At 64.5% G+C, this 16,416-nt stretch carries 11 protein-coding genes and 1 tRNA gene; all 12 read left to right on the forward strand.

All coding sequences use genetic code 11. The features are described 5' to 3' along the window. The first annotated feature begins 209 nt into the window (after positions 1–209). The 12 genes from B1991_RS07490 (at position 210) to fusA (ending at position 16,243) form a co-directional block, all read left to right on the forward strand. A tRNA-Trp gene (locus B1991_RS07490) sits at positions 210–285 on the forward strand. An 81-nt stretch (positions 286–366) separates the two neighbouring features. Continuing rightward, positions 367–762 (forward strand): preprotein translocase subunit SecE, encoded by a 396-nt coding sequence (secE, locus tag B1991_RS07495; RefSeq protein ID WP_136258105.1) that lies wholly within the window; start codon positions 367–369, stop codon positions 760–762. Positions 763–769: 7 nt separating this feature from the next. Next, positions 770–1,330: a transcription termination/antitermination protein NusG gene (gene nusG, locus B1991_RS07500; protein WP_136258106.1), complete on the forward strand. Its 561-nt coding sequence runs from the start codon at positions 770–772 to the stop codon at positions 1,328–1,330. 199 nt (positions 1,331–1,529) lie between these two features. Next, positions 1,530–1,958, forward strand: coding sequence for a 50S ribosomal protein L11 (gene rplK / locus B1991_RS07505; protein WP_027491701.1), 429 nt, complete (start codon positions 1,530–1,532; stop codon positions 1,956–1,958). 3 nt (positions 1,959–1,961) lie between these two features. After that, positions 1,962–2,669, forward strand: a complete 708-nt coding sequence (gene rplA / locus B1991_RS07510; RefSeq protein ID WP_136258107.1) for a 50S ribosomal protein L1 — start codon at positions 1,962–1,964, stop codon at positions 2,667–2,669. A gap of 349 nt (positions 2,670–3,018) precedes the next feature. Beyond that, a complete protein-coding gene (rplJ, locus tag B1991_RS07515) occupies positions 3,019–3,552 on the forward strand; it encodes a 50S ribosomal protein L10 (RefSeq protein WP_136258108.1) in 534 nt (177 codons plus the stop codon). Positions 3,553–3,603: 51 nt separating this feature from the next. After that, the gene (gene rplL / locus B1991_RS07520) at positions 3,604–3,975 is read left to right on the forward strand and encodes a 50S ribosomal protein L7/L12 (RefSeq protein WP_136258109.1); all 372 of its coding nucleotides are present in this window, start codon (positions 3,604–3,606) and stop codon (positions 3,973–3,975) included. A gap of 227 nt (positions 3,976–4,202) precedes the next feature. After that, positions 4,203–8,366, forward strand: a complete 4,164-nt coding sequence (rpoB, locus tag B1991_RS07525) for a DNA-directed RNA polymerase subunit beta (RefSeq protein ID WP_210772101.1) — start codon at positions 4,203–4,205, stop codon at positions 8,364–8,366. 131 nt (positions 8,367–8,497) lie between these two features. Then, entirely contained in the window at positions 8,498–12,709 is a 4,212-nt protein-coding gene (gene rpoC / locus B1991_RS07530; RefSeq protein WP_136258111.1) for a DNA-directed RNA polymerase subunit beta', read from the forward strand. A gap of 177 nt (positions 12,710–12,886) precedes the next feature. Further along, entirely contained in the window at positions 12,887–13,261 is a 375-nt protein-coding gene (rpsL, locus tag B1991_RS07535) for a 30S ribosomal protein S12 (protein WP_007083021.1), read from the forward strand. Between the two features lie 204 nt (positions 13,262–13,465). After that, entirely contained in the window at positions 13,466–13,933 is a 468-nt protein-coding gene (gene rpsG, locus B1991_RS07540) for a 30S ribosomal protein S7 (RefSeq protein WP_007514548.1), read from the forward strand. A 192-nt stretch (positions 13,934–14,125) separates the two neighbouring features. After that, positions 14,126–16,243, forward strand: a complete 2,118-nt coding sequence (gene fusA, locus B1991_RS07545; RefSeq protein WP_136258112.1) for an elongation factor G — start codon at positions 14,126–14,128, stop codon at positions 16,241–16,243. Positions 16,244–16,416 lie beyond the last annotated feature (173 nt).

Below are 16,416 nucleotides of genomic sequence, written 5' to 3' on the forward strand. Positions count from 1 at the left end.
GTGGCCAAGGTCATCAAGTAAGTACCGTCATCCCGGCAGCGAGCTGCCGGGATAACTCCCGCCGTTGAACCGGACACGGCTGCGCCGCGCCGGTTGACGCCGGGGCAAGTCAAGGGCAGTTCCGGAGACGGACTGCCCGAAGCTGTTGATGAATAGTCCGGCATGGATGCCGGTTTTGCTTTTGTTGTCAGGGATGACGACACAAATTTACGCCAGTAGCTCAATTGGCAGAGCAGCGGTCTCCAAAACCGCAGGTTGGGGGTTCAAGTCCCTCCTGGCGTGCCACTTTCCCCGAGGATCCGGACGGGTGACGATGGCAGGGCCGACCGCAAGGCTCGGCGTGCTGCCGCCACTCGACAAGCGCACATGATTACCAAGGCAGAACAGCCCAAGGGCACCAACGCTGGCGACATCGGCAAGCTGATACTGGCGGGGCTGGTGCTGGCAGCGGGCATCTTTGCCTATTCCTGGTTCGGTCGCGACGGCAGCGTCCCCGCATCGATGCGCCTGCTGGGCGTGCTCGCCGCGCTGGTGATCGCCGTGGCGATTGCCGCGTTCACCGGGCTGGGGCGGCGGGTCAGGAATTTCCTGGCCGAATCGCAGTTTGAAATGCGCAAGGTGGTCTGGCCCACGCGCGACGAGACGATCAAGACGACCGGCGTCATCCTGCTGGTGGTGATCGTGCTGTCGCTGCTGCTCGGGTTGATCGACCTGATCCTCAAGTCGGTCATCCTCGACTGGCTGTTGAAGCTGGGTGGTTGAGATGAGCATGAGCAAGCGCTGGTACGTGGTGCACGCCTATTCGGGCTTCGAGAACCAGGTCAAGCGTTCTCTCGAGGAGCGCATCAAGCGCGCCGGGATGGAAGAGAAGTTCGGCGAAGTGCTGGTGCCGACCGAGGAAGTGATCGAGATGCGCGGCGGGCAGAAGCGCCGCAGCGATCGCAAGTTCTTCCCCGGCTACGTGCTGGTGCAGATCGAGTGCAGCACCGAGGGCAAGGCGCCGCGCATCGACGACGAGTGCTGGCACCTGATCAAGGAAACCCCCAAGGTCATGGGCTTCATCGGCGGCACTGCCGATCGTCCGTTGCCGATCAAGGACAGCGAAGCCGACGCCATTCTCAGCCGCGTGCGCGAGGGCGTCGAGAAGCCCAAGCCCAAAGTGTTGTTCGAGCCGGGCGAGATGGTGCGCGTCACCGAGGGGCCGTTCAACGATTTCAACGGCGTGGTCGAAGAAGTCAATTACGAGAAGAGCCGCCTGCGTGTGGCCGTATTGATCTTCGGGCGTTCGACCCCGGTCGAGCTGGAGTTCGGGCAGGTCGAGAAGGCCTGATTCGGGCGATTGGTGCGATCTTGGCACGGCACTTGCTGAAAGCCGGGCCAATCTCTATACTGCACGGTTCACGCTGGATCTTTCCATGATCCGGCGTGTCCGCGTTTCAGGATCGGCACGATGCCGGCCCTTCCTTCCATCCACGGAACGGTGAACAGCGAGGAGCCGCAAGGCGCCTGCACTCGCGAGGAAAATCCCCATGGCAAAGAAAGTTGTCGGTTACATCAAGCTGCAGGTCAAGGCCGGTCAGGCCAACCCCTCGCCGCCGGTCGGCCCCGCCCTCGGTCAGCGCGGCCTGAACATCATGGAGTTCTGCAAGGCGTTCAATGCCGCCACGCAGAAGCTGGAGCCGGGTCTGCCGATCCCGACCATCATCACCGCGTACTCCGACCGCAGCTTCACCTTCATCACCAAGACCCCGCCCGCCACGATCCTTCTGAAGAAGGCCACCGGCGTCGCCAAGGGTTCGCAGAAGCCGAACACCGACAAGGTCGGCAAGGTCACCCGCAAGCAGCTGGAAGACATTGCCAAGCAGAAGGAGCCGGATCTGACGGCTGCCGATCTCGACGCCGCGGTGCGCACCATTGCCGGTAGCGCCCGCAGCATGGGCCTTGTGGTGGAGGGTTAAGACATGGCAAAGCTCACGAAGCGCATGAAAGCCGCGCAGGCCGCGGTGCAGCCGGGCAAGTTCTACGGCCTGGAAGAAGCCCTGAAGATCGTCAAGGACAACGCCAAGGCGAAGTTTGCCGAGTCGGTGGACGTGGCGGTGCGGCTGGGCATTGACGCGAAGAAGTCGGACCAGGGCGTGCGCGGCTCCTCGCTGCTGCCGCACGGCACCGGCAAGACCGTCAAGGTGGCCGTGTTCTGCCCGCCGGGCGAGAAGGCCGAGGCGGCCAAGGCCGCCGGCGCCGACGCCGTCGGCATGGACGACCTGGCCGAGCGCATGCAGGGCGGTGATCTCGACTTCGGTCGCGTGATCGCCACGCCCGACGCGATGCGCGTGGTCGGCAAGCTGGGCCAGCTGCTCGGCCCGCGCGGCCTGATGCCGAACCCGAAGGACGGCTCGGTCACCGCCGACGTCGCCACCGCGGTGAAGAACGCCAAGGCCGGCCAGGTGAAGTTCCGCAACGACAAGGCGGGCATCATCCACGCCACCATCGGCAAGGCCAGCTTCGAGGCTGCCCAGCTGGCGGACAACCTCAACGCGCTGATCGCCGACCTGCTGAAGGCCAAGCCGGCCACGGCCAAGGGTCAGTTCCTGCAGAAAGTGGCGTTGTCCAGCACGATGGGCGTCGGCGTTGCCGTCGATACCTCGTCGCTGACCATCGCCACCAAGTAATCAAGTCCCGCGTCGGTCTCGAGATCGACGCGGGCAGTTTTTGAGGGCAGTCCCGGCCCGTTCGCGAAGCCGGGATCGCTGTCAAAGACCGCAGGCGCAACCAACGCGCGACGACGACGGGCAGGGAGCTCGCACCTGGCAGGGAATCGCCGCGTCGCCAACGGGGTTGCTTAATCGGAGTCGTCACGATCCGGCCTGCGCAGATGGTGCTGCCCCGACTGGAACGGTTCGTTGTTCAGTTCTGGAAAGGCCAACACCCGGGACACGAGGTGTCCCCGGCGTCAAGGATGGCGTCGCCCAGGACCGCAAGCGGCAGGAGCCGCAAGCGGAGTTCATTTGGAGGAGTGCAATGGCTCTCAATCTGTCTCAGAAGCAAGAAGTAGTCGCAGAGCTGGCTGAAGTTGCCGCGAAGGCTCACTCCCTGGTCGCTGCCGAGTATGCGGGCACCACGGTCGCTCAGATGACCGCGATGCGCAAGAAGGCCCGCGAATCCGGCGTGTACTTGCGAGTCGTCAAGAACACGCTGGCGTCGCGCGCCGTGGCCGGTACCGAATTCGAGGTCGTCAAGGACGCCCTGGTCGGTCCGCTGCTGTACGCATTCTCGACGGAAGAACCCGGCGCTGCCGGGCGTCTGATCAAGGAGTTCGCCAAGGACAACGACAAGCTGCAGGCGAAGCTCGTCTCGGTCGAAGGCAAGCTGCTGCCGGCCTCGCACGTCGACGTGCTGGCCTCGCTGCCGACTCGCGAACAGGCGCTGGCCATGCTGGCCCGCGTGCTGGCCGAACCGGCCACGATGTTCGCCCGCGTCGTCAAGGCGGTGGCCGACCAGCAGGGTGGTGGCGAAGTTGCCGCCGAAGCCCCGGCGGAAGCCGAACCGGCCTGATCGTTCTGCGTCTCATCAAACCGAACCGAAATACATCCAGAGGTAAATGCAATGTCCCTGACCAACGAACAGATCGTTGAAGCCGTCGCCGCCAAGTCGCTGATGGAAGTGATGGACCTGGTGAAGGCGATCGAAGAGAAGTTTGGCGTGACCGCCGCCGCCCCGGTGATGGTCGCTGCCGGCCCGGCTGCTGCCGGCCCGGCTGCCGAAGCGCAGACCGAGTTCGACGTGATCCTGAAGAGCGCCGGCGCCAAGAAGGTCGACGTGATCAAGGCCGTCCGCGCGATCACCGGCCTGGGCCTGAAGGAAGCCAAGGACCTCACCGAGGCCGGCGGCGTCCTGAAGGAAGCCGTGTCGAAGGAAGATGCCGACAAGTTCAAGAAGGATCTGGAAGCTGCCGGCGCCACCGTCGAATTGAAGTAATCGGCGTTTGTACGCCGCTGCTTCGACTTGATGTCAAGCAAGCCTGGGAGCGAAAGCTCCCGGGCTTTGCCCGTTTGAACGGGAATGGGGCATGGAGAATGGGGAATCGGCAGTAGCCACAGCCTTCGGGCTCTGACCGATTCCCCATTCTCGATTCCCGAATCCCAGTTTTTTTCATTCAGCCGGTGAATGCACCGCCGGCGTCACTGCGAACCGAGGCGCTACCGATCATGGCCTACTCGTTTACCGAGAAGAAACGCATCCGCAAGGACTTTGGCAAGCGTCCGCCCGTACTGGGCGTGCCCAACCTGCTGACCATCCAGACCGATTCCTACCGTGAGTTCCTGCAGGAACACGTCGCGCCGAAGCAGCGTGGCGAGAAGGGTTTGCATGCCGCGTTGAAGTCGGTGTTCCCGATCTCCAGCTATTCGGGCAACGCCGCACTCGAGTATGTCGACTACCGCCTCGGCGAGCCGGCGTTCGACGAGCGCGAGTGCCGCAACCGCGGCATGACCTACGGCGCGCCGCTGCGCACCACCGTGCGCCTGGTCATCTACGACAAGGACAGCCCGGCCTCCAAGAAGGTGGTCAAGTACATCAAGGAGCAGGAGGTCTACATGGGCGAAATCCCGCTCATGACCGATACCGGCACCTTCATCATCAACGGCACCGAGCGCGTGATCGTCTCGCAGCTGCATCGTTCGCCGGGCGTGTTCTTCGACCACGACCGCGGCAAGACGCACAGCTCGGGCAAGCTGCTGTTCTCCGCCCGCGTGATCCCCTATCGCGGCTCCTGGCTGGACTTCGAGTTCGACCCGAAGGACGCGCTGTTCACCCGCATCGACCGTCGCCGCAAGCTGCCGGTGACGGTGCTGCTGCGTGCGCTGGGCTACAGCAACGAGGAGATGCTGGGCATCTTCTTCGAGCACAACGTGTTCCACCTGGGCAAGAAGGGTGGCACCACGCTGGAGCTGGTGGCCGAGCGCCTGCGCGGCGAGACGCTCTCCTTCGATCTGGCGATCGGCGGCAAGGTGCTGGTGGAAGCCGGCAAGCGCATCACTGCGCGTCACGTGCGCCAGCTCGCCGCGGAGAACATCACCGCGCTGGAAGTGCCCGATGACTACCCGGTCGGCCGCATCGTGGCTACCGACATCGTCGACCCCAAGACCGGCGAACTGCTGGCCTCGGCCAACGACGAGATCACCGCCGAGCAGCTGGAGAGCTTCCGCAAGGCGGGCATCGAGATCGTGCCGACGCTGTACGTCAACGACCTGGACCGCGGCGCCTACATCTCGCACACCCTGCGCATCGACAACACCACCACGCCGCTGGAGGCGCTGGTCGAGATCTACCGCATGATGCGTCCGGGCGAGCCGCCCACCAAGGACGCCGCGCAGAACCTGTTCTTCAACCTGTTCTTCACCTTCGACCGCTACGACCTGTCGAACGTGGGCCGGATGAAGTTCAACCGGCGCGTGGGCCGCAAGGACATCCTCGGCCCGGGCGTGCTGTATGACCACAAGTATTTCAGCGAACGCAAGGAAGAGGCCTCCCAGCAGCTGGTCAAGGAGCAGGGCGAGTCGTCCGACATCCTCGACGTGCTGAAGGTGCTGATCGACATCAAGAATGGCCACGGCACCGTCGATGACATCGACCACCTGGGCAACCGTCGCGTGCGTTCGGTCGGCGAGATGGCCGAGAACACCTTCCGCATCGGCCTGGTCCGTGTGGAGCGTGCGGTGCGCGAGCGCCTGTCGCTGGCCGAGGCCGATGGCCTGACCCCGCAGGACCTGATCAACGCCAAGCCGGTCGCCGCGGCAGTGAAGGAGTTCTTCGGCTCTTCGCAGCTGTCGCAGTTCATGGACCAGAACAACCCGCTGTCGGAAGTGACGCACAAGCGCCGCGTCTCTGCGCTGGGCCCAGGCGGCCTGACCCGCGAACGCGCCGGCTTCGAAGTGCGCGACGTGCACCCGACCCATTACGGCCGCGTCTGCACCATCGAGACGCCGGAAGGTCCGAACATCGGCCTGATCAACTCGCTGGCCGTGTACGCCCGCACCAATGCCTACGGCTTCCTCGAGACGCCGTACCGCAAGGTCGCCAACGGCAAGGTCACCGACAAGGTCGATTACCTGTCGGCGATCGAGGAAGGCGACCACGTGATCGCGCAGGCCAACTCGCCGCTGGACAAGCACGGCGCGTTCCTGGAGGACTTCGTGTCCTGCCGTTTCCGTGGTGAGTCCGAGCTGCGTCCGGCGGCCGAAGTCGACTACATGGACGTCTCGCCGATGCAGACCGTGTCGGTCGCGGCGGCGCTGGTGCCGTTCCTGGAGCACGATGACGCGAACCGCGCGCTGATGGGTGCGAACATGCAGCGCCAGGCCGTGCCGACCCTGCGGTCGCAGACCCCGCTGGTGGGTACCGGCGTGGAGCGCGCGGTGGCACGCGATTCCGGCGTCATTGTCTCGGCCAAGCGCGGCGGCGTGATCGACCAGGTCGATGCGGCCCGTATCGTCGTGCGCGTGAATGAGGACGAGGTCGGCGACAACGACGCCGGCGTCGACATCTACACGTTGACCAAGTACACCCGCTCCAACCAGAACACCAACCTCAACCAGCGTCCGCTGGTGAACGTCGGTGACGTGGTGGCCAAGGGCGACACGCTGGCCGACGGTTCGTCGACCGACCTGGGCGAGCTCGCGCTCGGCCAGAACATGCTGATCGCCTTCATGCCGTGGAACGGCTACAACTTTGAAGACTCGATCCTGCTTTCCGAGCGCGTCGTGCAGGAGGACCGCTACACCTCGATCCACATCGAGGAGCTGTCCTGCATCGCGCGCGACACCAAGCTGGGCGCCGAGGAAATCACCGCCGACATCCCGAACGTGGGCGAGCAGGCGCTGGCGCGCCTGGACGAGAGCGGCATCGTGTATATCGGTGCCGAGGTGAAGGCCGGCGACATCATGGTCGGCAAGGTCACGCCCAAGGGCGAGAGCCAGCTGACGCCGGAAGAGAAGCTGCTGCGCGCGATCTTCGGCGAGAAGGCGTCCGACGTGAAGGACAGCTCGCTGCGCGTGCCGCCGGGCATGGACGGCACCGTCATCGACGTGCAGGTGTTCACCCGCGACGGCATCGAGAAGGACAAGCGCGCCAAGCAGATCGAGGAAACCGAGATCAAGCGGATCCGCAAGGATCTGGATGACCAGTTCCGCATCCTCGAAGGCGCGATCTACAGCCGCATGCGCACCCAGCTGGTCGGCAAGTCCGCGATGAGCGGCCCGGGTGGCCTCAAGCGCGGCGCCGAGATCACCGACGCCTACCTGGACGGCCTGAAGAAGGACGACTGGTTCAAGATCAACGTCAAGGACGAGGATGTCACCGAGTTCCTCGAGCGCGCCGCCGACCAGATCAAGCGCCACAAGGAAGAGTTCGACAAGCGCTTCAAGGAGAAGCAGGGCAAGATCACCCAGGGTGACGATCTGGCGCCGGGCGTGCTGAAGATGGTCAAGGTGTTCTTGGCCGTGAAGCGCCGCATCCAGCCGGGCGACAAGATGGCCGGCCGCCACGGCAACAAGGGCGTGGTCTCCAACGTGGTGCCGGTGGAGGACATGCCGTACATGGCCAACGGCGAGGCGGTGGATATCTGCCTGAACCCGCTGGGCGTGCCTTCACGCATGAACATCGGCCAGATTCTGGAAGTTCATCTGGGCTGGGCCGCCAAGGGCCTGGGCAAGAAGATCCAGAAGATGATCGAGGCACAGGAGAAGGTGGTCGAGATCCGCAAGTTCCTCGACCAGATCTACAACACCCATGTGGCCGGTGCCGTACAGCACGTCGATCTGAAGTCGCTCACCGACAAAGAGATCCTGGCGCTCGCCACCAACCTGCAGGAAGGCGTGCCGATGGCCACGCCGGTGTTCGACGGTGCCGAGGAGACCGAGATCAAGGCGATGCTGCGCCTGGCGGGCCTGCCCGAGTCGGGTCAGACCATGCTGTACGACGGCCGCACCGGCGAGGCGTTCGACCGCCCGGTCACCGTGGGCTACATGCATTACCTGAAGCTCAACCACCTGGTCGACGACAAGATGCACGCGCGCTCCACCGGCCCGTACTCGCTGGTGACCCAGCAGCCGCTGGGCGGCAAGGCGCAGTTCGGCGGCCAGCGCTTCGGCGAGATGGAGGTCTGGGCCCTGGAAGCCTACGGCGCGGCCTACACCCTGCAGGAAATGCTGACGGTGAAGTCCGACGACGTGCAGGGCCGCAACCAGATGTACAAGAACATCGTCGACGGCAACCACGAGATGTCCGCGGGCATGCCGGAGTCCTTCAACGTGCTGGTGAAGGAAATCCGCTCGCTCGCCATCGACATCGACCTGGAAGAGGCCAAGTGATCGACGGGGCCCGGAGTTCCGGATGGCGGGTTTGCAACGGCAAACCCGGCTTCCGGCCCCGGACCCCGCAAGCCTGACTTCAGCTCGTATCGCGGACCTCGACCCAAGACAAGCTCCGACCGGAGATTCAAATGAAAGACTTGCTCAACCTCTTCAACCAGCAGCGTGCGACGCCTGACTTCGACGCGATCAAGATCGCGCTCGCCTCGCCGGAGCTGATCCGCTCGTGGTCGTACGGCGAAGTGAAGAAGCCGGAGACGATCAACTACCGCACCTTCAAGCCGGAGCGTGACGGCCTGTTCTGCGCGGCCATCTTCGGCCCGGTGAAGGACTACGAGTGCCTGTGCGGCAAGTACAAGCGCATGAAGCACCGAGGCGTGGTGTGCGAGAAGTGCGGCACCGAGGTGACGCTGGCCAAGGTGCGCCGCGAGCGCATGGGCCACATCGAGCTGGCCAGCCCGACCGCGCACATCTGGTTCCTGAAGTCGCTGCCTTCGCGCATCGGCCTGATGCTGGACATGACCCTGCGCGACATCGAGCGCATCTTGTATTTCGAGGCCTTCGTGGTGATCGACCCGGGCATGACCGCGCTGGAGCGCGGCCAGCTGCTCAGCGAGGACCAGTACCTGGAAGCGACCGAAGAGCACGGCGACGAGTTCGACGCGCGGATGGGCGCCGAGGCGGTGTTCCACCTGCTGAAGTCGCTCGACCTGCCGGGCGAGGTGATCCGCCTGAAGGAAGAGATCGCCTCCACCAATTCCGAGACCAAGCTCAAGCGCCTCACCAAGCGCGTCAAGCTGATCGAGGCGTTCCTGGAATCCGGCAACAAGCCGGAGTGGATGGTGCTGACCGTGCTGCCGGTGCTGCCGCCGGACCTGCGTCCGCTGGTGCCGCTGGACGGTGGCCGCTTCGCCACCTCCGACCTGAACGACCTGTACCGCCGCGTGATCAACCGCAACAACCGCCTGAAGCGCCTGCTCGAGCTCAATGCGCCGGACATCATCGTGCGCAACGAGAAGCGCATGCTGCAGGAGTCGGTCGACGCGCTGCTGGACAACGGCCGGCGCGGCCGTGCCATCACCGGCACCAACAAGCGCGCGCTGAAGTCGCTGGCCGACATGATCAAGGGCAAGCAGGGCCGCTTCCGCCAGAACCTGCTCGGCAAGCGCGTGGACTACTCCGGCCGCTCGGTGATCGTGGTCGGCCCGACGCTGCGCCTGCACCAGTGTGGCCTGCCGAAGAAGATGGCGCTGGAGCTGTTCAAGCCGTTCATCTTCGCCAAGCTGCAGGCACGTGGCGAAGCCACCACCATCAAGGCGGCGAAGAAGCTGGTCGAGCGTGAGGAAGGCCAGGTGTGGGACATCCTCGAAGAGGTGATCCGCGAACATCCGGTGCTGCTGAACCGCGCGCCGACCCTGCACCGCCTCGGCATCCAGGCGTTCGAGCCCAAGCTGATCGAAGGCAAGGCGATCCAGTTGCACCCGCTGGTCTGCACCGCCTTCAACGCGGACTTCGACGGCGACCAGATGGCCGTGCACGTGCCGTTGTCGATCGAGGCGCAGCTGGAAGCGCGCACGCTGATGATGTCGTCCAACAACATCCTCAGCCCCGCCAATGGTGAGCCGATCATCGTGCCGACCCAGGACGTGGTGCTGGGCTTGTATTACATGACCCGCGAGCTGATCAACGCCAAGGGCACCGGCATGGTGTTCTCCGGCATCGGCGAGGCGCGTCGCGCCTATGACAACCGCGCCGCCGAGTTGCACGCCAAGGTCAAGGTGCGCCTGAAGCTGGTGCACCTGGCCGAGGACGGTACTCGCACCAGCGAGACGAAGCTGGTCGAGACCACCGTGGGCCGCGCGTTGCTGGCCGAGATCCTGCCCGAGGGCTTGCCTTTCGAGCTGGCCAACACCGAGCTGACCAAGAAGAACATCTCGCGCCTGATCAACTCCAGCTATCGCCTGCTGGGCTTGAAGGAGACGGTCGTGTTCGCCGACAAGCTGATGTATACCGGCTATCGCTTCGCGACGCGCGCGGGCATCTCCATCGGCATCGACGACATGCTGATTCCGGAGGAGAAGAAGCCGATCCTGGACGAGGCCGAGAAGGAAGTCGTCGAGATCCAGCAGCAGTACCAGTCGGGTCTGGTCACCGCCGGCGAGCGCTACAACAAGGTGGTCGACATCTGGTCGCGCACCAGCGAGCTGGTGGCCAAGGCGATGATCGACGGCATCGGCACCGAGAAGGTGGTCGATGCCGAGGGCAAGACGGTCAACCAGAAGTCGATGAACTCGCTGTACATCATGGCCGATTCCGGTGCCCGTGGTTCGGTGGCGCAGATTCGCCAGCTGGCCGGCATGCGCGGCCTGATGGCGCGTCCGGACGGCTCGATCATCGAGACCCCGATCAAGGCCAACTTCCGCGAAGGCCTGAACGTGCTGCAGTACTTCAACTCGACCCACGGTGCTCGAAAAGGCCTGGCCGATACCGCGCTGAAGACCGCCAACTCCGGTTACCTCACCCGTCGCCTGGTCGACGTGGCGCAGGACGTGGTCATCACCATGGACGACTGCGGTACCGAGGACGGCATCACCATGCAGCCGATCGTCGAGGGTGGCGATGTGGTCGAGCCGTTGCGCGAGCGCGTGCTGGGTCGCGTGGTGGTCGAGGACGTCTACGCCCCTGGCGACGACGACCAGCCGATCGTCACCCGCGACACGTTGCTCAACGAGGCCCTGGTCGAGAAGCTCGACAAGGCCGGCGTGCAGATCGTCAAAGTGCGTTCGCCGATCACCTGCGAAGCCGAACACGGCGTGTGCAAGCTGTGTTACGGCCGCGACCTGGCCCGTGGCCACCTGGTCAACATGGGCGAGGCCGTGGGCGTGGTCGCCGCGCAGTCGATCGGTGAGCCCGGTACCCAGCTGACCATGCGTACCTTCCACATCGGTGGTGCGGCTTCGCGTGCGGCGGCGGTGGACAACGTGACGGTGAAGACCACCGGCTCGCTGAAGTACAACAACCTGAAGTCGGTGCAGCACAAGTCCGGCCACCTGGTGGCGGTGTCGCGTTCGGGCGAGCTGAGCGTGATCGACGCCAGCGGCCGCGAGCGCGAGCGTTACAAGGTGCCGTATGGCGCCACCATCGCGGTCAAGGACGGTGCGGCAGTCAAGCCGGGCCAGACCGTGGCCAACTGGGATCCGCATACCCACCCGATCGTCACCGAGGTGGCCGGCGTGGTGCGCTTCATCGACTTCCTCGATGGCGTCACCGTGCAGAGCCAGACCGATGAACTCACCGGCCTGGAGTCGGCGGTGGTCACCGATCCGAAGCGTCGCGGCGCGCAGGCGAAGGACCTGCGTCCGATCGTGCGCCTGGAAGACGCCAAGGGCCGCGAACTGAAGCTACCGGGCACCGACATCGCCGCGCAGTACTTCCTCCCGGCCGGTGCGATCGTGTCGATCCAGAACGGCGCCGAAGTGGGCGTGGGCGACGTGATCGCGCGCATCCCGCAGGAAAGCTCCAAGACCCGCGACATCACCGGCGGTCTGCCGCGCGTGGCCGACCTCTTCGAGGCGCGCAAGCCGAAGGAGCCGGCGATCCTGGCCGAGCGCTCGGGCATCGTCAGCTTCGGCAAGGACACCAAGGGCAAGCAGCGCCTGGTGATCAAGGACGTGGACGGCAACGAGCACGAGGAGCTGATTCCGAAGTGGCGTCAGGTCATCGTGTTCGAGGGCGAGCACGTGGAGAAGGGCGAGACGGTGGTGGACGGCGAGCCGAGTCCGCATGACATCCTGCGCCTGCTGGGCGTGGAGCCGCTGGCCGGTTACCTGGTCAAGGAGATCCAGGACGTGTATCGCCTGCAGGGCGTGAAGATCAACGACAAGCACATCGAGGCGATCATTCGCCAGATGCTGCGCAAGGTCGAGATCGTCGAGCCGGGTGACAGCCACTACCTGCGCGGCGAACAGATCGAACGTGTGCGGATCAATGCCGAGAACGAGCGTGCGGTCGCCAAGAGCGAGCGTCCGGCCGAGTACCAGTCGATCCTGCTGGGCATCACCAAGGCTTCGCTGGCGACCGAGTCGTTCATTTCGGCCGCCTCGTTCCAGGAAACCACCCGCGTGTTGACCGAGGCTGCGGTGCGCGGCACCCGTGATACCTTGCGGGGCCTGAAGGAAAATGTTATTGTCGGCCGTCTCATTCCGGCAGGCACGGGCTTGGCGTACCACGCATCGCGTCGTCGCCAGGGCGGTTTGACCGCCACGGAGCTCGAGACGCTTTCCGGAACCACGCCTGCGACTCCGGCCGCAGAGGTGACCGGTGCGGATGGTGGTGTCGAGTAAGTCCGTTCGAGGCTTCACTCGCTGACATACGAAATGAGGCGCAAGGACGCGCCTCGTGTTCGGGTCAAGGACGGCAGGGCGTCAGCTTGCCCATGGCAAGCGGCTCATGTTAAATTCCCGCTTCTTGGCAGACCGAGCTTGATCGGGCTGCCTTTATGTTTTCAGGAACAGCTACGCATGACGACAGTCAACCAGTTGGTGCGCAAGAACCGCAGCCCCAAGACCTACAAGAGCGGCTCGCCTGCCTTGCAGAGCAGCCCGCAGCGCCGCGGCGTCTGCACGCGCGTCTACACCACCACCCCGAAGAAGCCGAACTCGGCCCTGCGCAAGGTCGCCAAGGTGCGCCTGACCAACGGTTTCGAGGTCATCAGCTACATCGGTGGTGAAGGGCACAACCTGCAGGAGCACTCCGTGGTGCTGATCCGCGGTGGCCGCGTCAAGGACCTGCCGGGTGTGCGCTACCACACGGTGCGCGGTAGCCTCGATTGCGCCGGCGTTACCAAGCGCCGCCAGTCGCGTTCCAAGTACGGCGCGAAGCGTCCGAAGAAGTAACGCCCGGACCTGCCAGGCAGGGCGGGCAGGGTCGGCCGCCCGGGTTTCCGGGTCGGATGCCTGCAAGGGTGAAGTATCTGGAAGGTGCGGCCATGGACGGACGCTTTGGCTTCGCAGGCGGGATGCCTGCAAAAACATCGATGCGGCCATAACGGCTGCTTTTCGTGCGGGCAGGGTTGCCTGCGAAAACAACGGACAACAAACATGTCGCGCAAAGGTTCACATCCCGCCCGTCTGGTTCTGCCGGATCCCAAGCATGGCAGCCAGCTGATTGCCCGCTTCATCAACATGGTGATGAAGAGCGGCAAGAAGTCCGTGGCTGAGAGCATCGTTTACGGTGCGTTGCAGCACATCGGCGAAAAGAATGCCGAGCCGGTGGCCCTGGTCGAGAAGGCGCTGAACAACATCGCCCCGGCGGTCGAGGTGAAATCCCGCCGCGTCGGTGGTGCCACCTATCAGGTGCCGGTCGAAGTGCGTCCGGGCCGCCGCATGGCGCTGGCGATGCGCTGGGTCATCGACGCAGCGCGCAAGCGCGGCGAGACCTCGATGCCGCGCAAGCTGGCTGCCGAGCTGCTGGAGGCCTCCGAGAGCCGCGGCGGCGCCGCCAAGAAGCGTGAAGAGACGCACCGCATGGCCGAGGCCAACAAGGCCTTCTCGCACTATCGCTGGTAATTGATGTCGCGCTTGCCGCCAGACAGCGGCGGCGAGCGACAAAAGCCGCCGTCCATGGCGGACCAGGGATACTCGGTCGCCCCCATGGCGGCCAAAAGCAAGCCGCCTTCAAGGGCGGATTTCTCACAAGCTCTCGGCCCGGACGGCCGCTTCCAGATACGGGGCAAGGCTGCCCGGCAAAGGTAATCATCCATGGCACGCACCACTCCCCTCGACCGCTACCGCAACTTCGGCATCATGGCCCACATCGATGCCGGCAAGACCACGACCACGGAGCGCATCCTGTTCTACACCGGCGTCAGCCACAAGATTGGCGAGGTGCATGACGGCGCGGCCACCATGGACTGGATGGAGCAGGAGCAGGAGCGCGGCATCACCATCACCTCCGCGGCCACCACGGCCTTCTGGAAGGGCATGGATGGCTCGATGGAGCAGCATCGCTTCAACATCATCGACACCCCCGGGCACGTCGACTTCACCATCGAGGTGGAGCGCTCGCTGCGCGTGCTCGACGGCGCCGTATTCGTGCTGTGTGCAGTCGGTGGCGTGCAGCCGCAATCCGAGACCGTGTGGCGCCAGGCCAACAAGTACAAGGTGCCGCGTCTTGCGTTCGTCAACAAGATGGATCGCACCGGCGCCAATTTCGAGAAGGTCGTCAGCCAGCTGAAGTCGCGCCTTGGCGCACACCCGGTGCCGATGCAGGTGCCGATCGGTGCCGAGGACAACTTCACCGGCGTGATTGACCTGTTGCGCATGAAGGCGATCAGCTGGGACATGGAAACCCAGGGCATGAAGTTCGATTTGAGCGACATTCCCGCCGAGCTGGCCGACCAGGCGGCCGAGGCGCACTCCTTCATGGTGGAATCCGCGGCGGAAGCCACCGAAGAACTGATGAACAAGTACCTCGAAGGCGGCGACCTCTCCATCGAGGAGATCGTTGCCGGCCTGCGCCAGCGCACGCTCGCCAACGAGATCATTCCCGTGTTCTGCGGCACCGCGTTCAAGAACAAGGGCGTGCAGGCGATGCTCGATGCGGTGGTGCAACTGCTGCCGTCGCCGGCCGACCGCCCGCCGGTCGCCGGTATCGACGAGAACGAGCAGGCTGCCACGCGCAAGGCGGATGACGCCGCGCCGTTCTCCGCGCTGGCGTTCAAGATCATGACCGACCCGTTCGTGGGTTCCCTGACGTTCTTCCGTGTCTACTCGGGCACGCTGAATTCGGGCGACGCGGTGTACAACCCGGTCAAGAGCAAGAAGGAGCGCATCGGCCGCATCCTGCAGATGCACGCCAACGAGCGGCACGAACTGAAGGAAGTGCGCGCCGGTGACATCGCCGCCGCAGTCGGCCTGAAGGACGTGACGACGGGCGACACGCTGTGCGCGCAGGATCACGTCATCACGCTGGAGCGGATGACGTTCCCGGAGCCGGTGATCTCGATGGCGGTCGAGCCGAAGACCAAGTCGGACCAGGAAAAGATGGGTATCGCCCTCGGCCGCCTGGCCGCGGAGGATCCGTCGTTCCGTGTGCGCACCGACGAGGAGTCGGGCCAGACCATCATCTCCGGCATGGGCGAGTTGCACCTGGACATCCTGGTCGACCGCATGCGCCGCGAGTTCAACGTCGAGGCGAATGTCGGCAAACCGCAGGTGGCTTACCGCGAGACGATCCGCGCTTCGGACGTCAAGTCGGACTACAAGCACGCCAAGCAGTCGGGTGGCAAGGGCCAGTACGGCCACGTCGTGATCGAGCTGTCGCCGATGACGGAGGAGGAGCGCAAGAGCGCTGACGTCAAGGACGATTTCCTGTTCGTCAACGAGATCACCGGTGGCGTGATCCCGAAGGAATTCATCCCCTCGGTGGAGAAGGGCCTTCGCGAGACCATCACCAGCGGTCCGCTTGCCGGCTTCCCGGTGGTGGGCGTGAAGGTCAAGCTGGTGTTCGGTTCGTACCACGACGTGGACTCGTCCGAAATGGCCTTCAAGCTGGCTGCCTCGATGGCGTTCAAGCAGGGCTTCAACAAGGCCAACCCGGTGCTGCTCGAGCCGATCATGAAGGTCGAGGTGGTGACGCCGGAGGAGTATGTCGGTGACGTGATGGGCGACATGAGCCGCCGTCGCGGCCTGCTCCAGGGCCAGGACGACACGCCCTCGGGCAAGACCATCGACGCGATGGTTCCGCTGGGCGAGATGTTCGGCTATGCGACCACCATCCGTTCGCTGACCCAGGGTCGCGCGACCTTCACGATGGAGTTCGACCACTACGCCGAGGCGCCGAACAACATCGCCGAACAGGTGATCAAGAAGGCCTGATGGGTGCGATCGTCCTGATCGCAAAAGCAAGATCAATAGCGGCCGTCCGTGGCCGCACTCTTGAAAAAAAGCAGTGCGGCCTTGCCGGGCCGCGTAAATCAATAGACGCGGCCGAGCCGCACTGACGAACGTTCCAGCTAGAGGTCTCAAGTCATGGCAAAGGGTAAATTCGA

This window comes from Rhodanobacter lindaniclasticus, from assembly GCF_004799035.1.
Classification (GTDB): Bacteria; Pseudomonadota; Gammaproteobacteria; order Xanthomonadales; family Rhodanobacteraceae; genus Rhodanobacter; species Rhodanobacter lindaniclasticus.